The sequence below is a fragment of the Actinomadura sp. NPDC048394 genome (genome assembly GCF_040651755.1).
In the GTDB taxonomy this organism is placed as follows: Bacteria; Actinomycetota; Actinomycetes; order Streptosporangiales; family Streptosporangiaceae; genus Spirillospora; species Spirillospora montaniterrae.
The window spans coordinates 39,944-58,099 of the sequence record NZ_JBEZJL010000072.1 but is presented as its reverse complement, the minus strand read 5'-3'; the positions used below and the strand labels follow the sequence as shown (position 1 = coordinate 58,099).

At 74.9% G+C, this 18,156-nt stretch carries 14 protein-coding genes; 11 read left to right on the top strand and 3 right to left on the bottom strand.

Annotated elements, in window-relative coordinates:
- Positions 1-150: 150 nt before the first annotated feature.
- The 8 genes from AB0C78_RS38700 (at position 151) to AB0C78_RS38665 (ending at position 10,960) form a co-directional block, all read left to right on the top strand.
- Positions 151-918, top strand: a complete 768-nt coding sequence (locus AB0C78_RS38700; RefSeq protein WP_360758163.1) for an SDR family oxidoreductase — start codon at positions 151-153, stop codon at positions 916-918.
- Between the two features lie 204 nt (positions 919-1,122).
- On the top strand, positions 1,123-2,073 hold the full coding sequence (locus AB0C78_RS38695; protein WP_151544899.1) for an acyl-ACP desaturase: 951 nt from the start codon (positions 1,123-1,125) through the stop codon (positions 2,071-2,073).
- Positions 2,074-2,234: 161 nt separating this feature from the next.
- Complete coding sequence (locus tag AB0C78_RS38690) at positions 2,235-3,059, top strand: serine/threonine-protein kinase (protein WP_151544898.1); 825 nt, start codon at positions 2,235-2,237, stop codon at positions 3,057-3,059.
- 53 nt (positions 3,060-3,112) lie between these two features.
- Positions 3,113-5,038 carry a serine/threonine-protein kinase gene (locus AB0C78_RS38685; RefSeq protein ID WP_360758160.1) on the top strand — a complete coding sequence of 642 codons (1,926 nt, stop codon included), beginning with the start codon at positions 3,113-3,115 and terminating at the stop codon, positions 5,036-5,038.
- On the top strand, positions 5,001-7,592 hold the full coding sequence (locus tag AB0C78_RS38680; protein ID WP_360758158.1) for a protein kinase: 2,592 nt from the start codon (positions 5,001-5,003) through the stop codon (positions 7,590-7,592). The genes AB0C78_RS38685 and AB0C78_RS38680 overlap by 38 nt, the downstream gene beginning before the upstream one ends.
- A gap of 49 nt (positions 7,593-7,641) precedes the next feature.
- Complete coding sequence (locus AB0C78_RS38675; protein ID WP_360758156.1) at positions 7,642-8,931, top strand: hypothetical protein; 1,290 nt, start codon at positions 7,642-7,644, stop codon at positions 8,929-8,931.
- Positions 8,932-9,206: 275 nt separating this feature from the next.
- The gene (locus AB0C78_RS38670) at positions 9,207-9,986 is read left to right on the top strand and encodes an electron transfer flavoprotein subunit beta/FixA family protein (protein ID WP_151547247.1); all 780 of its coding nucleotides are present in this window, start codon (positions 9,207-9,209) and stop codon (positions 9,984-9,986) included.
- Positions 9,987-10,009: 23 nt separating this feature from the next.
- Positions 10,010-10,960, top strand: a complete 951-nt coding sequence (locus AB0C78_RS38665; protein ID WP_360758152.1) for an electron transfer flavoprotein subunit alpha/FixB family protein — start codon at positions 10,010-10,012, stop codon at positions 10,958-10,960.
- A 55-nt stretch (positions 10,961-11,015) separates the two neighbouring features.
- Here AB0C78_RS38665 and AB0C78_RS38660 read toward each other — a convergent pair whose 3' ends face one another.
- From AB0C78_RS38660 to AB0C78_RS38650, 3 genes are all read right to left on the bottom strand, one after another.
- Positions 11,016-12,836 carry a serine/threonine-protein kinase gene (locus tag AB0C78_RS38660; protein ID WP_360758149.1) on the bottom strand — a complete coding sequence of 607 codons (1,821 nt, stop codon included), beginning with the start codon at positions 12,834-12,836 and terminating at the stop codon, positions 11,016-11,018.
- 60 nt (positions 12,837-12,896) lie between these two features.
- Positions 12,897-14,177, bottom strand: a complete 1,281-nt coding sequence (locus AB0C78_RS38655) for an MFS transporter (RefSeq protein ID WP_360758147.1) — start codon at positions 14,175-14,177, stop codon at positions 12,897-12,899.
- A gap of 206 nt (positions 14,178-14,383) precedes the next feature.
- Positions 14,384-14,902 carry a TetR/AcrR family transcriptional regulator gene (locus tag AB0C78_RS38650; protein WP_173099427.1) on the bottom strand — a complete coding sequence of 173 codons (519 nt, stop codon included), beginning with the start codon at positions 14,900-14,902 and terminating at the stop codon, positions 14,384-14,386.
- A gap of 165 nt (positions 14,903-15,067) precedes the next feature.
- On the opposite strand from AB0C78_RS38650, the gene AB0C78_RS38645 reads away from it, so the two are divergent.
- From AB0C78_RS38645 to AB0C78_RS38635, 3 genes are all read left to right on the top strand, one after another.
- Positions 15,068-16,243, top strand: a complete 1,176-nt coding sequence (locus AB0C78_RS38645; protein WP_360758171.1) for a cysteine desulfurase family protein — start codon at positions 15,068-15,070, stop codon at positions 16,241-16,243.
- An 85-nt stretch (positions 16,244-16,328) separates the two neighbouring features.
- Positions 16,329-17,189 carry a DUF1206 domain-containing protein gene (locus tag AB0C78_RS38640; RefSeq protein WP_360758143.1) on the top strand — a complete coding sequence of 287 codons (861 nt, stop codon included), beginning with the start codon at positions 16,329-16,331 and terminating at the stop codon, positions 17,187-17,189.
- Positions 17,190-17,265: 76 nt separating this feature from the next.
- Positions 17,266-18,156, top strand: a complete 891-nt coding sequence (locus tag AB0C78_RS38635) for a DUF1206 domain-containing protein (RefSeq protein ID WP_360758140.1) — start codon at positions 17,266-17,268, stop codon at positions 18,154-18,156.

The following is an 18,156-nucleotide window of genomic DNA, read 5'->3' as shown; positions in this document are numbered from 1 at the left end:
ACACCGAGCACGCGCTCGCCGTCGTCGTCGACCTGATCAACACCGGTGCCGCGGCGTCCGGCACCGAGGAGCTCGGCGGGCTGCCCTCTGCCATGCGATTTCGGCGGGTGCGCCCGGTCCGGACGAAGATCGCCGATAGCATCTGCCGCCATGCGACACGCGTACCGAACCGCGCTCGTGACCGGGGCGTCCAGCGGGATCGGCGAGAGCTTCGCCCGCCTCCTCGCCGCCCGCGGCACCGACCTGGTCATCGTGGCCCGCCGCGGCGACCTGCTGGACGGGCTCGCCCGCGAGCTAGTCGAGCGGTACCGGGTCGCGGTCGAGGTGCTGGCCGCCGACCTCACCGACCCCGCGCAGCGCGGCGAGATCGAGCGGCGGCTGCGCGCCGAGCCCGTCGAGCTCCTCATCAACAACGCAGGCCACGGCGCGTTTGGAGCGTTCGCGGACCTGCCGGTGGAAGATCACCTCCGGCAGCTGGAGCTGAACGTCACCGCGCTGGTGCGGCTCACCCACGCGGCGCTCCCCGGGATGATCCTGCGCGGGCGCGGCGGTGTGCTGAACGTCGCGTCCATGGCCGGCTTCACGCCGTCGCCCGGCAGCGCCACCTACGGCGCGACGAAGGCGTACGTCGCGTCCTTCTCCGAGAGCCTGCACGCGGAGGTCGCGTCCAAGGGCGTCCACGTGACGGCGCTGTGCCCAGGCTTCACCCGCACCGAGGACGACGCGCCGACGAACCTGCTGTGGCTGCGCCGCAACGACGTGGCCAGGGCCGGGCTGGACGCGGTCGCGGCCGGACGCGCGCTCTGCGTCCCCGGCGCGCAGTACAAGGCGGCGCTGCCCGCGCTGAAGCTCGTCCCGCGCCCGCTGCTGAGGGCCGCCGTGAACCGGATGTGGCACCAGGCGGCCGACACGCAGTGACAAAAGCGGACGACGGGTTTCGCTCAGATCTACAAAACACTCCCGGCCCTGATTGTCACGGGGGTGACTTGACGCGGGTCGTGCCGACTGGCGACCATCGAACCTACGCTTGAGTAGGTTAGAACGGCCTGCTGGGCGCCCCATTCCGTGCCGCGGGCGCGGCGGCACCGTCCGGCATCCCGACACGTCCAGCGAAGGAAGCGCATGACCGTGACCCCCGAAGAGAAGTTCCAGACCGGCCTCCTGCTCGACCTCGAGCCGGTGGTCGAGAAGGAGCTCGACCGGCACCTGTCCATGGCCAAGGAGTGGTTCCCGCACCAGTACGTGCCGTACGGCCAGGGCCGCGACTTCGACGGGCCGCTGGACGGCGAGCCCTGGTCGATCGAGCAGTCGAAGGTGACCCCGGAGGCGCGCGAGTCCCTCATCGTCAACCTGCTCACCGAGGACAACCTGCCCGGCTACCACCGCGCGATCGCGACCGTCTTCGGCCGCGAGGGCGCCTGGGGTACCTGGGTCAACCGGTGGACGGCCGAGGAGAACCGGCACGGCATCGTCATCCGCGACTACCTCACCGTCACCCGCGCCGTGGACCCCGTCGCGCTGGAGCGCGCCCGGATGCACCACATGGAGGCGGGCTACGAGGCCGACCACGGCGAGTCGTTCCTGCACGGCACCGCCTACGTGTCGTTCCAGGAGCTCGCCACCCGCGTGTCGCACCGCAACACCGGCAAGGCGTCCGGCGACCCGCTCTGCGAGCAGATGATGGCGCGCGTCGCGGCCGACGAGAACCTGCACATGATCTTCTACCGGAACCTGATGGCCGCCGCGCTGGACGCCGCCCCGAACGAGACGATGCGGGCGATCACCGACGTCGTCAAGGCGTTCCAGATGCCCGGCCACAGCATCGACGGGTTCCTGCGCAAGTCCGTCGTCATCGCCAACGCCGGCATCTACGACCTGCGCCTGCACCACGACGACGTGCTCACCCCGGTGCTGCGCAAGTGGGGCGTCTTCGACCGCACCGACCTCACCGGCGACGGCGACAAGGCCCGCGAGGAGCTCGCCGAGTTCCTGGAGGGGCTCGACGACGCCGCCACCAAGTTCGAGACCCGCCGCGAGGAGCGCCGCGCCCGCCAGGCGGCCCGCAAGGGCTGAGCCCCCGCGCCGCGGCCGCTCGCGCGCCCGCCCGCGTTCGCCTCGCGCTCGTCACGCGCCGCGGCCGTTTCGTGATCTTTCCGCGGGAACGGCCGCGCGCCCGCCGGCGTCCGATCGGGTTTCGCCGGAACGTGATCGCGGTTTCCGGCGTCTCAGTGTTCATGGGGACTCATCGGCGCCTTGGTGAGTATCGGCTGCTGGACGAGATCGGCCGGGGGAGCACCGCGGTGGTGCACCTGGCCCTGGACTCCCAGGGCCGCGAGGTCGCGGTCAAGGAGCTGTGCCCGCAGGTCGCCGGCGAGCCGGAGGCGCTGGCGCGGCTGGCCCGCGAGCTCGCCGTGCAGGCCCGGGTGAACAGCCGGTACGTGGCGCGGCTGCTGGACGGGCGGGTGTCGGCGGAACGGCCGTACGTCGTGATGCAGTACGTCCCGGGCTGCCCGCTGAACGACCTGGTGAAGGCGTACGGACCGCTGGGCGGGGACCGGCTCGTCCGGTTCGCGCGGCGGCTGGCCCTCGCCGTCGCCGACGTGCACGACGCGGGCGTGCTGCACCGGGACGTCTCGCCCGGCAACGTGATCGTGCTCGGCGACCGGCCGACGCTGATCGACTTCGGCATCTCGCACCAGGCGGGGATGGAGCAGATCACCCGCCGCGGGATGGTCGTGGGGACGCCCGCCTACCTGGCGCCCGAGCTGATCGAGGGGGAGCGCGCCACGACCGCGTCGGACGCGTTCTCCTGGGCGGCGACCGCGGCGTTCGCGGCGACGGGCCGCCCGCCGTTCGGCCGCGGCTCGCTGCACGGGGTGTGCTTCCGCATCCTGCGCGGCCAGGCCGACCTGGACGGGGTGCCGGAACCGCTGCTCGGCGTGGTGCGCCGCGCGCTCTCGCGGGACCCGGCGGACCGCCCGTCCGCCCGCTGGATCGCGGGGGCGCTCGCGCAAAGTGACGACCCTATCACGGATCGCGGCCGGATCGCGGCGGCCTGAGATGACCGTTGGATCCTTCTCGCGGGGGCGACGAAGGTAGGGTTTCGGAAACGATGGAGGGAGCAGTCACGTCCGGGGACCGTATCGGCCACTACAGCGTGCTCCAGACCCTCGGGGAAGGGGGCATGGGCGTCGTCTACCTCGGCGCCGACCCCGAGGGGCGCAACGTGGCCATCAAGGTGCTGCGACCGGCGGTGGCCGGCGACGCCACGGCGCGCCGCCGGCTGGCCCGCGAGGTCGACTCGATGCGGCGCGTGCACAGCCCCCACGTCGCGGAGATCCTCGACGCCGACGTCACCGCCGACCAGCCCTACATCGTCACCCAGTACGTGCCCGGCCGCACGCTGGAGGAGGTCGTCGAGGAGGGCGGCCCGATCTACGGGCCGGGCCTGCAGCGGCTGACCGTCGGGCTGGCGTCGGCGCTGTCGGCGATCCACGGCGCCGGGATCGTGCACCGCGACCTCAAGCCCGGCAACGTCATGATCGTCGACGGCGAGCCGGTCGTGATCGACTTCGGCATCGCGCAGGGCGCGGACGCGACCCGGCTGACCGCCACCGGCATGGTCATCGGCACCCCCGGCTACCTCGCCCCGGAGATCATCGAGGGCGAGGACGCGGGGCCGCCGTCCGACGTGCACGCGCTCGCCGGCACGGTCGCCTACGCCGCGACCGGCCGCCCGCCGTTCGGCTCCGGCACCTTCGAGTCGATCTTCTACAAGATCATGCAGGGCACGCCGGACCTGGACGGCGTCCCGGACGCGCTGCTGCCGCTGCTGCGCTCGGCGATGGCCCGCAACCCGGCCGAGCGGCCCACCGCGGTCAACCTCGTCCAGCTCGCGCGGCGCATCCACCTCGAAGCGACGATCACCGACCAGACCCGCGTCGACCAGCACTACACCCGCCCGGACGGGACGGTCCCGCCGGTCGAGCAGCCGGCGCCCGACCACGCCCGGCAGTTCGCCATGCCGCCGGGCGAGACCACCGGCCGCACGGACGGCCGCACGGACGGCCGCGCCGGCGGGCGCACCGCCACGCCGCCGCCGGCGCCGCTCCCGGCGCCCGCGCCCGTCCCCGCGCAGCCGAAGGACTTCGTCGGCCAGCTGCCGCCCGCCGCGCCGCCGCCCGTCCCGCCGCCCGCGCCCGGCCCCTACGACGCCGCGCCGCGCTACGCGCAGCCGAACTACGGCCCGCAGGGGACGTACCCGCCGGCGAACTACGGCCCCTACAACCAGCCGAACCAGCCGAACCAGCCGCCGCCGAACGCGCTGCAGCGCGGCCCGCAGCAGGGCGGCCCCTACGACCCGCAGCAGCGGGACGCGCCGCACCGCCGTCCCGAGCCCGCCCGCGACGACCGCGACAAGGACGCCCGCAAGCCCTACGGCTGGTACCGGGTGCTCGGCTTCATCGTCCTGGTGGCGCTGCTCGGCTTCGCCAACATCGCGCCGCTGCTCGCCGTCGGCGTGACGATCGTGGGCGTGCTGGTGCTGCGCAGCGCCGACAAGGCCGCGCAGGGCATGGAGGGCAAGCGGACCCGGCGCGGCCCCCGCTCGGGCGACGTGGTCGCGGCCGCGTTCCGGACGCCGCTGCACCTGCCCGGCGCGGTGATGGTGACCGCGCTGCTGTCGGCGCTCAGCCTGTTCGCCGGGCTCGTCCTGCTCGGCGTGCTGATCTTCGCCAAGTCCGACATGACGGCGTCCCGGGCGATCGCCTACTCGGCGATGGCGGTGATCGGGCTGCTCTGCCTGGCACCGGGCAGCGGCGCGCCGCGCCGCCAGCTCGCCCGGATCTGGGGGGCGCTGCTCCCGCGCACGGAGGCGGCGCTCGCCGCCGCCCTCATCCTCGGGATCTTCGCCGCCGTGCTGGTCGGCCTCTCCCAGAAGCAGCCCCCCGACACCACCCCGCTGGACGGCATGAGCCAGAACCTGGAGAGCCTGCGCAGCGATGTCCACGACCTCGTCACCGGGTTCCCGTTCGTCTGACGGAGCCTGGGTCCCTCCGCCGCCGGACGGGGCGCCCGGCGGCCCCCCGCCGTTCGCCGCGCCGGTCCCCGCGCCCCCGCTCCCGCAGGACGCGCTCCCCGCCGATCCTCCCGTCCCCGCCCCGCCCGCCCCGCCCGCCGCGCCCGAGTCCGCCGCGGCTGAGCCGCCCGCCGAGCGGCCCGCTGCGGCCGAGCCGCCTGCCGCGGTCGAGCAGGAGGAGGCGGGGGAGCAGGCCGAGATGATCGGCCCGTACCGCCCGGTGCAGCTGATCGGCTCCGGCGGCATGGGGCAGGTGTTCCGCGCCCGCGACCCGCGCGGCGGCACGTTCGCCGTCAAGACCCTGCACCCGCACCTGGTCGACGCCGCCGACTCGCGCGCCCGGCTGCGCCGCGAGGTCGAGACGATGGGCCGCGTCACCAGCCCCCGCGTCGCCGAGATCGTCGAGTTCGACGTCGACGCCCGCGTCCCCTACATCGTCACCCGCTACGTCGAGGGGCGGCCGCTGCTGGACGAGGTCCGCACCGGCGGCGCGATCACCGGCGCCGCGCTGTGGCGGATCGCCGTCGGCACCGCCGAGGCCCTCGAAGCGGTGCACCGCGCGGGGGTCGTGCACCGCGACATCAAGCCCGGCAACGTGCTGCTGGAGGCCGGCGAGCCGGTCGTGATCGACTTCGGCATCTCGCAGGGCGTCGACGACACCCGCCTCACCCACACCGGCGGCGGCCGGTCCGGCACCTGGCGGTACCTCGCGCCCGAGCTGCTGGAAGGCGCCGACGCGGGCCCCGCCGCGGACGTGTTCGCGTGGGCCGCGACCGTCGCGTTCGCGGCGACCGGCGTCGACCTGTACGACGCGCCGAACGACGCGGCGGTCTGCGTCCGGATCATCCGCGGCGACCACGACCTGAGCGGCGTCCCCGACGAGCTGCGCCCGCTGCTGGCCGACGCGCTCGCCGCCGACCCGTCCGCCCGCCCGTCCGCGGAGGCGCTGGTGAAGCGGCTGCGGGCGCTGCGCCCCGACTCCGCCGGGCTGCGGGTGTCCAGCGGCAGCGGTCCCGCCGTCTCCACCGGCGGCCGCGTGCCGGACGGGCGCCCCCGCCCCCTCGCGCCGATCGGCCCGTACCGCCCGCTGCAGCGGCTCGGCCGCGGCGGCATGGGCGACGTCTTCCTCGCCCGCGCCGACGACGGCCGGATGGTCGCGATCAAGACGCTGCACCCGTTCCTGCCCGCCGAGTTCCAGGCGAAGGACCGGCTGAGCCGCGAGGTCGAGGCGATGCGCCGGATCCGCAGCCGCAACGTCGTCGAGCTCGTCGACCACGACGTGGACGGCGACCCGCCGTACATCGTCACCCGCTACGTCGAGGGCACCTCGCTGCTGGAGACGGTCAAGGGCCGCGGCCCGCTGCCCCGCGACGGGCTGCTGCGGCTGGCGGGCGGCCTCGCCAACGCGCTCGCCGCCGTCCACGAGGCCGAGAGCGTCCACCGCGACGTCAACCCGGGCAACGTGATGCTGGTGTCCGGCGACCCGATCCTGATCGACTTCGGCATCGCCTACCTCTCCGGGGCGTCGCGGCTGACCCAGGGGCCGGTCGGCACGCCCGGCTACGTCTCGCCGGAGGTGCTGGAGGGCAAGCCCGCCGGCCCGCCCACCGACGTGTTCGGCTGGGCCGCGACGATCGCCTACGCCGCGACCGGGCGCCGCACCTACGAGGCGACGAGCCCGGCGGCGTTCGTCCGCCGTGTCCTGACCGGCTGGCCGGACCTCGCCGGCATCGACCCGGACCTGCGCGAGGTGCTGGAGGACGCGCTGGCCCGCGACCCGGAGCAGCGGCCCGACGCGGCGGAGCTGGCGGCGCGGTTCGCCAACCCCGGGTCGATCGCGCCGCGGCTGCGGCTGAAGCCCGCGCCGAAGCCGGAGCCGCCCCCGCCGCCCAAGCCGAAGCCGCCTGCGGACCGGGTCGTCGCGGGCCGCGCCGCGTTCGCGCAGGCGGGCTTCGCGCTGACGGTCTCGGTGATCGAGGTGTCGCTCGCCGAGGCCAAGCGGGAGCTGGTCGCCGCCGAGCGCAGCCACGCCATCGGCGGGACCTGGTCGGAGCACGCCGCGGGCCACGCCCGCAAGTCCCTCGACGCCGCGACCCGCGCGGCCCGCGACGCGCGGACCGGCACCGGCGTCCCCGCCAACGGCCCCCGGCTCGCCGAGATCTACCAGGCGGCGAGCCTGTACGCGCGGCACGCGCAGGGCCTGCTCCAGGGCCGTCCGGTGATGCCGGGGCAGCTCGCCGACGTCCGCCGCGTCATGGCGCTGCTCGGCACCGCCCGCTTCACCCGCGCGCGCTTCAAGGAGGGGTACGACCCCGCCGAGGTCGACGGGTTCGTCGCCCGCGTCCGCGACTGGCTGGCGGGCGACCGCCGCGGTCTCGCCGAGGTGGTCGGCGCCGACGACGTCCGCGCCCGCTCGTTCACCCTGCGGCGCCTCCGCGAGACCTATGACAAGGACGAGGTCGACGCCTTCCTCGCCGCCCTCGAGACCGAACTCCGCCGCACCGGCTACCTCTAGTCCGGATCGCTGCGGGCGAGGTGGGGCGGTGGGTAGGGTGGCGGGCCATATGAGCGGCGAGACGAGCCACCAGGAGCACATCGGGCCGTACCGGCTGCTGTCGCGGCCGGCCGGCGGGACCGGCGTGCACCGGGCCACCGGGCCGGACGGGCGCGACGTGGCGATCCGGCTGCTCCCGCCGGGCGCCGCCCCCGACATCGAGCGGATGCGGGCGGTGGCCAGCCCCTACGCGGCGGACGTGCTGGACGGCGAGTCCGGGGTGCGGCGGCCGTACGTGGTGTCGCGGTTCGTGCCGGGCCGTCCGCTGGCGGAGGTCGTCGCGGAGCAGGGGCCGATGCCGGGTGATGCGCTGCGGCGGATGGCGGCCGGGCTGGCGAAGGCGCTGGCCGCGGTCCACCGAGCGGGGCTGGCGCACGGCGAACTGGGGCCCGGGACGGTGCTGGTGGTGGACGGCTCGCCCGTCGTCGTGGACTTCGGGCTGGCCGCGGGGGCGCACGGGCCCGGCGACGTGCGCGCGTGGGCGGCGACGGTGACGTTCGCGGCGACCGGGCGGTTCGAGGTGCCGCCGGACGCGCTGCCCGCCGACCTGCGCCCGCTGGTGGCCATGGCCGCGGACCCGGATCCGGCGGCCCGGCCGGACGCGGAGCGCCTCGCGGACGAGGCGTCCCGGCTGGTGCCCCGGCCGGCGCGGCCCGTTCCGGCGCCCGCGCCGGCGGTGGAGGAGGCCGCGCCGCCGGTGGCGCCGCCGCCCGCTGCCGAGCCCGCCGCCGCGGAGCCGGTGGCCCGGACGGGCGAGCCGGCGGTGGCGCAGGCGTGGGCGCGGCTGCTCGCGGCGACGGTGGTGGTGATCGGGGTCGGCGTCGCGGTGATGATGCCGATCGCGGGCCTGCTGCTGACGCTCGCGGCGGTGACGGTGCTGCGGGCGGCGACGTCCGACACGGTCGCGGGCCGGGCGTGGGCGCTCGGCCGGACGGCGCTGACCGTCCCGTACGCGGCGGCGCTGGCGGTGGCGGTGCCGCTGGGGCTGGCGGCGGCGTCGGTGATCGGCGGGGAGATCGACTCGCTGGGCGCGTGCTCGTTCGGCGCGGGGGCGGGGGCGGCGGTGCTGTGGACGGCGCCGGGGGTCAGCGCGCCGCGCCGGCAGCTGGAGCGGATGTTCGCGGCGGTCGCGGGGAGCCCGCGGCGGATCGCGGTCGCGGGGGTGGCGCTCGGCGTGCTGGCGCTGCTGGCGGTGGTCGGGGCGATGTCGCTGACGCCGAGCTTCGCGCCGATGTACGGGCTGCAGAGCACGCTGGAGCGCGCGATGGACCGGCTGCAGAACGCCGTGGACCGCTGGTGAGTATGAACTGCGTCACGCCGCCATCCGGACGGGTCCCGTCCCGTAAACCGGGGGGTCGCGTGGGTAAGGTCTCACGAACTGGGATTTGCCAGTAGGCTACCGATGAGTAACATTTGTCGTGCACGGCCGAACCGGGGACCCGGCTCCGAAGCACGTTCGGGTGTTTGGCAGGCTGTGACTGCGAAACCGCATGTCGCGTCGACCCGTCATGGGCGGCGCCCCTCTGTCCGCTTACCCCAGCGGCCAACTGAGTGCAGGGAGGTCGGCCACCGGCCATGAACATCGTCGTCCTGGTGAAGCAGGTTCCCGATACGGAGAGCCCGCGCAAGCTGAAGTCCGATGACAGCACGCTCGACCGGGCTGCCGCGGACGGTGTCATCAACGAGCTCGATGAGTACGCCATCGAAGAGGCGCTGCGCATCAAGGAGGCCCAGGGCGGCGAGGTGACCGTTCTGACCATGGGCCCGGACAAGGCCACCGACTCCATCCGCAAGTCGCTGGCGATGGGCGCCGACAAGGCCGTCCACCTCGTGGACGACGCCCTCGCCGGCTCCGACGCGCTGCAGACCTCCTACGCGATCCAGCAGGCCCTCGGCCGCACCGGCTTCGACCTGGTCATCCTCGGCTCGGAGTCGACGGACGCGCGCACCGGCGTGCTCGCCGCGATGCTCGCCGAGCGGCTCGGCGTGCCGCAGGTGTCGCTGGCCAACAAGGTCGAGATCGACGGCTCGTCCATCAAGGCGCAGCGGGTCACCGACTACGGTTTCGACCGCGTCGAGGCGACCCTGCCCGCGGTGGTCTCCGTGGTCGAGAAGATCAACGAGCCGCGCTACCCCTCGTTCAAGGGGATCATGGCGGCCAAGAAGAAGCCGGTCGAGACGCTCGGCGTCGCCGACGCCGGCATCGACGCCGCGCAGGTCGGCCTGGCGAACGCGGCCACCGAGGTGGTCGACTTCGCCGAGGCCCCGCCGCGCGCGCAGGGTCAGATCGTCACCGACGAGGGCGACGGCGGCGTGAAGATCGCCGAGTTCCTCGCGTCGAAGAAGTTCGTCTGACCGAGGAAGGGGATTAGAGGACAATGGCTGAGATTCTCGTCCTCGTCGACCACGTCGACGGTGAGGTCAAGAAGGTCGCCCTCGAGCTGCTGACGCTGGCGAACAAGCTGGGCGAGGCCTCCGCGGTATGGATCGGCCCCGGTGCCGACGGCGCCAAGGACAAGCTCGGCGAGTACGGCGCCGCGAAGCTCTACGTCGCCGCCGACGAGGAGCTCACCTCCTACGTCGTCGCGCCGAAGGCCGCGCTGCTGGCGCAGCTCGTCGCCGACAAGTCGCCGGCCGCGGTGCTGGTGTCCGCGACCGCGGAGGGCAAGGAGATCGCGGGCCGCCTGGCGGTCAAGACCGGCTCCGGCGTGCTCACCGACGTGGTGGACGTCACCGACGGCTTCGTCGCCGAGCACTCCATCTTCGGCGGCGGGATCATCGCGCACGCCAAGGTGAAGACCGGCACGCCGATCATCGCCGTGCGGCCGAACTCCGTCGCCCCCGAGGCGTCCCCGGCCACCCCGGCCGAGGAGGCCGTCTCGGTGACGCTGTCGGACGCCGACAAGGGCACGAAGATCGTGGAGAAGGTCGTCCAGGAGAAGGGCGAGCGCCCGGACCTGACCGAGGCCGCGATCGTGGTCTCCGGCGGCCGCGGCGTCGGCGGCGCCGAGAACTTCAAGATCATCGAGGGGCTGGCCGACTCGCTCGGCGCGGCCGTCGGCGCGTCCCGCGCCGCGACCGACGCCGGCTGGTACCCGCACTCGTTCCAGGTCGGCCAGACCGGCAAGACCGTGTCGCCGCAGCTGTACGTCGCGGTCGGCATCTCCGGCGCCATCCAGCACCGGGCCGGCATGCAGACCTCGAAGACCATCGTCGCCATCAACAAGGACCCCGAGGCGCCGATCTTCGAGCTCGTCGACTACGGCATCGTCGGCGACCTGTTCCAGGTCGCGCCGCAGCTCACCGAAGAGATCAACAAGCGCAAGTGATCTCGCGCGGACGCCCCGTCCCCGGAACGCTCCGGGGGCGGGGCGTTCCGGCGTCTCAGGAGCGCGCGGGCCGCGGATACGGGACGGCCTTCAGCAGCTCCGGCTTGAGCATGCCCGCGACCTCGGCGTAGGGGACGGTCGTGTCCTCCTCGCCGCACGCGGACGCGTAGCCGAGCAGCGCGCCGTAGAAGGCGACGCGCACGCCGGTCGGCGTGAGCGCCATGCTGACGTCCCCGGTCCTGACGAACGCGGACGGGTTGTCGGTGCCGTGCGGCTGGATCGGCCCGGTCCCGGGGTCGACGTCGCTGTAGCAGTAGGTGCCGTGGGGCAGGTGCGCCTTGATCTTCTCGTCCAGCGGCGCGAGGCCCTGAGCGGTCGGGACGCGGAACAGGTCGAGCGGGTGGTAGGCGGCGCCGGTCCGCAGGTCGACGGTCACGGCCTCCGAGTGGTCCCAGCCGGTGCCGCGTTCGCCCTGCAGGGAGACGGTGTACCAGACCGACAGGAGCCGGTCGTTGCGCATCAGGATCGCCGGTTTCACGACGTCGGTGTAGCCGCCCCTGCCGATCCCGGCCAGGCCCTTGCGGGTCTTCGCCCACCGCGTTTCGAGCGGCGCGCGCAGCGCCGCGTCGATCTTCCGGACGAGCGCGGGCCGCCCGCCCGTGACCGTCACGACCTGCCCCTGCGCCCGGAACGTCACTCCGTTGCCGAAATCCCGCTGCGGTTCGTTCAGCGCGGTCAGCGCGGCCACGACCGGTTTCGGCTTCGGCTTCTCCTTGGCCTCGGCGACGTAGACGGCCGCGCCGCCGGCCGCCGCGACGACGGCCGCGCCGCCCACCGCGGCCGCCGCGCCCTTCGCGCCGAGCGCCCCGAGGACGCCCTTGCCCGCGGTGGCCGTCCCGGCGGTGCCCGCGCCCGCGCCGGACCCGCCCGCGGCGCCCGCCGTCCCGGCCGCGGCGCCTGCTCCGCCCGCCGCGGCCCCGGCCCCGGCGCCGCCCGTGCCGAGGCCCAGCGCGGTGAGCGGGAACAGCAGGGACAGCGCGGCGGCGGCGCCCGCGAGCGTGCGGACGCCGCGCGCCTCCCAGTCGGGCCCGTAGGCGTTGGCCGCCGCGGCCTCCAGCTCGGTCACGAACGCGGCCGCGCCGAGCGGACGGTCCCAGGCGCTCTTCGCCAGCCCGCGCTCGATCAGCGGCCGCAGCGGCTCGGGGACGCCGGCGACCGGAATGGGCGCGGTGAGATGGCGGCCCATCAGCCCGGCCTGGTCCTCGGCGGTGAAGGGGCGCCGCCCCGTCACGCACTCGAAGAACACGCACGCGGCGGCGTACACGTCGGTGGCGGGGGACGCGGGCTCGCCGCGCCACTGCTCGGGCGCCATGTAGACCGGCGTCCCGGACCGCCCGGCCTCCCCGGCCTCCACCGCGATGCCGAAGTCGATCAGCTTGCTCAGCCCGTCGCCGCGCACGATCACGTTGGCGGGCTTGTAGTCGCGGTGGACGATGCCGAGGTCGTGGGCGGCGGCCAGGCCGAGCAGCGAGCCCTTCAGCACCGCGAGCGCGGCCTCCGGCGCCAGCGGGCCGCTCTCGGCCAGCACCGCCTTCAGCGACGCCCCGTCCACCGCCTCCATCACGATCGCCGCGCCGCCGGGCGTCTCGACCAGCCCGTACAGCCGGGCGACGAACGGGTGGTGCAGCCGCCGTAGCAGGTCCGCCTCGCCGCGGAAGCGCTCGCGGAACTCCGCGTCGTCCGCGAGCGCTCCGGCGAGGTACTTGATCGCGGCGGGCCGTCCCGTGCCGTCGTGCCGGGCGAGGACGACCCGGCCCTGCGCCCCCTCGCCGAGGGTCCGCAGCTCGCTGTACCCCGGAACCCGCCAGTCGCCCATGCGCCGCCCTGTCTCTGGTTTTACAGGGCGTTATACCGGATCAGCGGCCCCGTGGGACGGTCAGGCGGCCACGGGCTGCGGGCGGGTGCCGTTCGGGTCGTCACCGGACGCGGGCGCGGGGACCTCGGCGGCGGCGACGGCCGCCTCCGGGGAGTGCGCCGAGACGTCGGCGAACGACCGCAGCGGCAGCAGCCGGGCGCCGGCCGCGATCAGCAGCGCCAGCACGACGACCACGCCGACGCCGGCGCGCAGCGACGTCGCGTCCGACAGGAACCCGACCACGACCGGGCCGAGCAGCAGCCCGCCGTAGCCCATCGCGCCGACCTGCGCGACCGCGGCGGCCGGGCGGCCCGGCGCGGCGGTCCCGGCGAGCGAGATCGTCGTCGGGACGACCGTGCAGACCACCAGCCCGGTCACGAAGAACCCGGCGATCGCGACGGGCGCGGACGGCGCGAGCACGACGGCCGTCATGCCGAGCGCGGTCCCGATCCCGGCGCCGGTCAGCAGCCGGCGGGTGCCGAGCCGCATCCGCACCCGGTCGCCGACCAGCCGCCCGAACAGCATCGCCAGCTCGAACATCGGGTAGCCGAGCGCGGCGAGGGCCTGCGAGGCGTGCAGCTCGTCGTGCAGCAGGAGGCCGCTCCAGTCGGCGATCGACCCCTCGGTCATGAACGCGATGAACGCGAGCACGCCGATGAGGTAGACGGCGGCGGGCAGCCGGCGGGCGGCCCGGCCCGTCCCGGACGCGGCGGGCAGCTCGGCGGCGGGCACCGCGCCGCTGTCCACCGGGTAGGTGTCGGGCAGGTAGGTGCGGCCGAGCAGCAGGCCGAGCGGCACCGCGGCCAGCGCGGCGATCAGCACCGTGGCGGTGAAGCCGAGCCCGGCCGCGGCGGTCGCGACGCCGTACAGGCCGCCGGTCATCGCGCCGACGCACCAGCCGGCGTGCATCCCGCTCATGATCGACCGGCGGTACGCCTGCTCGACCACGCTGCCCTGGGCGTTCATCGCGATGTCGGTGATCCCGAAGGTCATGCCGAACAGCGCGACGGCCCCGAGTAGCAGCCCGTAGGTCGGGGCGAGCGCGACGCCCGCGTAGGACAGCGCGGTCAGCGGTAGCGCGACCCGCAGCACGCTCCGGCTGCCGGCCCGCGCCATGACGCCGCGCAGGACCTGCATCGCGACGATCGCGCCGAGGCCCCAGATGAGGACGACGATGCCGATCTCGCCCTCGTTCGTCCCGAACTTTCCGGCCAGCGCCGGCATCCTGGCCACCCACACTCCGGTGAGCAGGCCCGCCAGCGCGAAGGTCAGGAACGTTCCCGAACGGGCACGGAACAGCATGGTTCACCTCTTTCTCGGCTCGTCGCGGGCGCGGGTCGCGGATGCGATTCGCGCATGCGTCGGTTGCGCGCATCTGTGTGCGCCGTGTCTTCCGTGACGGGGATCCGGACGTCATGGAACGCTCCAGACCCGGAAGGGGCCGGGAGTGCCTCGGACGGTGCCGGACGGGCGCCGGATGCGGCGCCCCGCGTCGGTTCGGCGGCGTGCTACGGCAGGAGCGCCAGCAGCCGCCGTTTCAGTGCCGCGAGCTGTTCCCCGTCGTACAGCTCGGGCGCGTGGCTCACCACTTCCCACAGGCCCTCGGCCGCCAGCCGGACCACCTGCGCGGCGCCCGGGTCCGGATCGTCGCCGGGATCGCGGCCGTGCCAGCGCCGCATCGCCTCGTTCAGCGGCTCGGCCTGCTCCGGATCCGCGGCGGCGGCCGTGATGGCCGACCATCGCCGGTACGCGCGGGCCTCCCCGCCGAGGATCTCGAACGTGGCCTCGACGTAGGCGCGGGTGTAGGACCCCGGCGTCCCGTCGTCGTAGGAGGCGATCAGGCCGTCGAACTCCTCGATGACCCGCGCCACCATGGCCTTGACGAGGGCTTCCTTGGTGGGGAAGTGGTAGAGCAGCCCGCCCTTGCTGACCCCCGCGCGGTCCGCGACCGCGGCGAGCGTCAGCGCCTGCGTGCCGTGCTCGAACAGCACGGACTCCGCGGCGTCCAGGAGGGCTTCACGTTTCATGACCATTCCACTGTACCGGCCGGACGGTATACACGCCAACCGCGGTCCGCCGGGCGTTATTCCCCAGGTCACGGCGCCCCTCACCGCGCCCCTCACGGGGCCGCCCGCGCAGGCTCCCGGGCGCCCTCGGGGAACAGCGGCCGCGCGGATACTGTTGAGCGCGTGGTGACCTACCTCGACCATGCGGCGACGACCCCGATGCTGCCCGAGGCCATCGAGGCGATGACCGCGGAGCTGCGCGAGCTCGGCAACCCCTCCTCGCTGCACGCGGCCGGCCGCCGCGCCCGCCGGGTCGTCGAGGAGTCCCGCGAGATCATCGCCGAGGCGTTCGACGCCCGGCCGAGCGAGGTCGTGTTCACCTCCGGCGGCACCGAGGCCGACAACCTCGCCGTCAAGGGCCTCTACTGGGCCCGCCGCGCCGCCGATCCGGCCCGCGTCCGCGTCCTCGCCGGCGCCGTCGAGCACCACGCCGTCCTCGACGCCGTCGCCTGGCTCGGCGACCACGAGGGCGCCACCGTCGAGTGGATCCCGGTGGACGGCCTCGGCCGCGTCCGCCCCGACGCCCTCCGCGACGCCCTCGGCAGCGGCGACGACGTCGCCCTCGCCACCGTGATGTGGGCCAACAACGAGGTCGGCACCGTCCAGCCCGTGCCGGAACTGGCCGCCGTCGCCCGCGAGCACGGCGTCCCGTTGCACACCGACGCCGTCCAGGCCGCCGGGCACCTGCCCGTCCGGTTCGCCGCCAGCGGCGCGCAGGCCCTGACCATCACCGGCCACAAGCTCGGCGGCCCCGTCGGCGTCGGCGCGCTCCTGCTCGCCAAGCCGAAGGAGCCGCTGTTCCTCGACCCGGTCCCGCTGCTGCACGGCGGCGGCCAGGAGCGCGACGTCCGGTCCGGCACCCTCGACACCCCGGCCATCGCCGGGTTCGCCGCCGCCGTCCAGGCGTCCGTGGCCCGCCGCGACGCCGAGGCCCGCCGCCTCGCCGACCTGCGCGACCAGCTGGTCGAGGCGGTCCGCGCCGCCGTCCCCGACGCGATCCTCAACGGCGACCCCGACGACCGGCTCCCCGGCAACGCCCACTTCTCGTTCCCCGGCTGCGAGGGCGACGCGCTGCTCATGCTCCTCGACGCCCGCGGCATCGCCTGCTCCACCGGATCCGCGTGCTCCGCCGGCGTGTCCCAGCCCAGCCACGTCCTGACCGCGATGAACACCGGCCCCGAACGGGCCCGCGGCTCGCTGCGCTTCACCCTCGGCCATACCTCCACCGAAGCCGACGTGAAGGCCCTCGCCGACGCCATCGGCCCCGCCGTCGAGCGCGCCCGCCGCGCCGGGCTGTCCTAGCCCGAGCCGCCCGCGCGCGCCTCCGGCGGCCTGGGTTTGACCGGTTCGTGAACGGGGACAGCGTTTCCGTTCACGAAAGGCGGCGATGACGGCGAAGGACGCGGCGCGTGCGATCGGACGGCGTGCGGCCGGACACCCCTGGTTCCACGGCCTGTCCCGCGCGGGCCTCGCCGCCCGCGGCGTCCTCTACCTGCTGATCGGCTGGCTGGCCCTGCTGATCGCGACGGGGCACGGCGGCGAGGAGGCCGACCGGCAGGGCGCGCTGCGCACCGTCGCGGACAGGCCGGGCGGGTGGGCGGTGCTCTGCCTGCTCGCCGCCGGGTTCGCCGGGCTGGCCCTGTGGCAGTTCGCCGAGGCGCTGTACGGGCGGCCCCTCCCCAACGGGCGGCGCAAGCGGATGCGGCTGCCGGCCGCCTTCCGCGGGCTCACCTATGCCGTCGGATGCACCGGGACGGTCGGCTTCCTCTTCGGGCAGGGCCACGCGTCCAGCGACCAGCAGTCGCGGGCCCTGTCGGCGCGCGCCATGGCCGAGCCCGGCGGCCGCTGGGCGGTGCTCGCCGTCGGCGCCGGCTTCGTCGTCTGGGGCGTCGTCACGCTGGTCAACGCGGCGCGGCGTGCCTTCCGCGACGAGCTCGACACGGACGCGATGGGGACCGTCGCGCACTGGATCGTCCAGCCCCTCGGGACGATCGGCAACGTCGCGCGCGGCCTGATCGGCGGCGCCGTCGGGGCCTTCCTGGCCTACGCGGCGATCTCCTTCGCGCCGGACCGGGCCGAGGGGCTGGACGGCGTGCTGCGCGAGTTCGCCGCCACGCCCGCCGGCGGCTGGGGCCTCGCCGTGATCGCGCTCGGGCTGGTGATCTTCGGTCTCTACTCCTTCTGCGAGGTCCGGTACCGCAAGGTCGAGGCCGTCGAACCGCGGGACGACCGGCCCGCCGACGCCTGAGCTGCGTTTTGCCGGAGTTTGACCGTTCTGCTACCGGGCACAGCTCTGCCGTTCGCGACGGGAAGGACGACGGAGCATGACCACGAATGTCGCCGGAGCCGGCGTCCGGCGCGCCGGCCGCCGGGTGGCGGGACACTCGGCGTTCCACATCTTCTGCCGGTCCGGCCTGGTGGCGCGGGGCGTGCTGTACCTGCTGATCGGCTGGCTCGCCGTCCAGATCGGGCTGGGCGACGGCGGGCACGAGGCCGACAAGCAGGGAGCGTTGCAGACGGTCGCGGACAAGCCGGGCGGCACTGCGATGCTGTGGCTGCTCACCGCGGGATTCGCCGGGCTGGCCCTCTGGCGCTTCGCGGAGGCGGCCTTCGGGCAGCCTGTCGCGGACGGGCGGAAGGCCACCAAACGGCTGGCGTCCTTCGGCCGGGGCCTGTTCTACTCCGCCGGCTGCGTCACCGTCCTGAACTTCGTGCTCGGCCAGGGCGGGAGCTCCAGCAACGAGCAGTCCAAGACCTACACGGCGCGGGCGATGGAGCACCCCGGCGGGCGCTGGCTCGTCCTCGCGGTCGGGGTCGGCTTCCTCGCCTGGGGGATCGGGAGCGTCGCCGGCGCCGTCCGGCGCAAGTTCCTCGAACGCCTCAACACCGGCCGGATGGGCCCGAACACCCGCCGCGTCGTCAAGACGCTCGGCGTCGTCGGCCGCGCCTCCCGCGGGATCGTCTTCGGCGGCGTCGGCGTCTTCCTCGCCTACGCGGCCATCACGTTCGACCCCGGCAAGGCCAAGGGGCTCGACGGGACGCTGCGCCAGTTCGCCGGCACCCCGGCGGGACCGTGGCTGCTGGTCGTCGTCGCCGCCGGGCTGCTGGTCTTCGGCGCCTACTCGTTCTGCGAGGCGCGCTGGCGGAAGGTCGAGGCCGTCCGGGACGGCTCGCGCGGCCGGACCCGCCGCCGGCTGCTGCCCCGGATCGGCTAG

What these genes read in the sequence shown, in the direction of transcription:
- AB0C78_RS38700 (WP_360758163.1), top strand. Translation starts at nt 151, where the DNA reads ATGCGACACGCGTACCGAACCGCGCTCGTGACCGGGGCGTCCAGCGGG.
- AB0C78_RS38695 (WP_151544899.1), top strand. Translation starts at nt 1,123, where the DNA reads ATGACCGTGACCCCCGAAGAGAAGTTCCAGACCGGCCTCCTGCTCGAC.
- AB0C78_RS38690 (WP_151544898.1), top strand. Translation starts at nt 2,235, where the DNA reads ATGGGGACTCATCGGCGCCTTGGTGAGTATCGGCTGCTGGACGAGATC.
- AB0C78_RS38685 (WP_360758160.1), top strand. Translation starts at nt 3,113, where the DNA reads ATGGAGGGAGCAGTCACGTCCGGGGACCGTATCGGCCACTACAGCGTG.
- AB0C78_RS38680 (WP_360758158.1), top strand. Translation starts at nt 5,001, where the DNA reads ATGTCCACGACCTCGTCACCGGGTTCCCGTTCGTCTGACGGAGCCTGG.
- AB0C78_RS38675 (WP_360758156.1), top strand. Translation starts at nt 7,642, where the DNA reads ATGAGCGGCGAGACGAGCCACCAGGAGCACATCGGGCCGTACCGGCTG.
- AB0C78_RS38670 (WP_151547247.1), top strand. Translation starts at nt 9,207, where the DNA reads ATGAACATCGTCGTCCTGGTGAAGCAGGTTCCCGATACGGAGAGCCCG.
- AB0C78_RS38665 (WP_360758152.1), top strand. Translation starts at nt 10,010, where the DNA reads ATGGCTGAGATTCTCGTCCTCGTCGACCACGTCGACGGTGAGGTCAAG.
- AB0C78_RS38660 (WP_360758149.1), bottom strand. Translation starts at nt 12,836, where the DNA reads ATGGGCGACTGGCGGGTTCCGGGGTACAGCGAGCTGCGGACCCTCGGC.
- AB0C78_RS38655 (WP_360758147.1), bottom strand. Translation starts at nt 14,177, where the DNA reads ATGCTGTTCCGTGCCCGTTCGGGAACGTTCCTGACCTTCGCGCTGGCG.
- AB0C78_RS38650 (WP_173099427.1), bottom strand. Translation starts at nt 14,902, where the DNA reads ATGAAACGTGAAGCCCTCCTGGACGCCGCGGAGTCCGTGCTGTTCGAG.
- AB0C78_RS38640 (WP_360758143.1), top strand. Translation starts at nt 16,329, where the DNA reads ATGACGGCGAAGGACGCGGCGCGTGCGATCGGACGGCGTGCGGCCGGA.
- AB0C78_RS38635 (WP_360758140.1), top strand. Translation starts at nt 17,266, where the DNA reads ATGACCACGAATGTCGCCGGAGCCGGCGTCCGGCGCGCCGGCCGCCGG.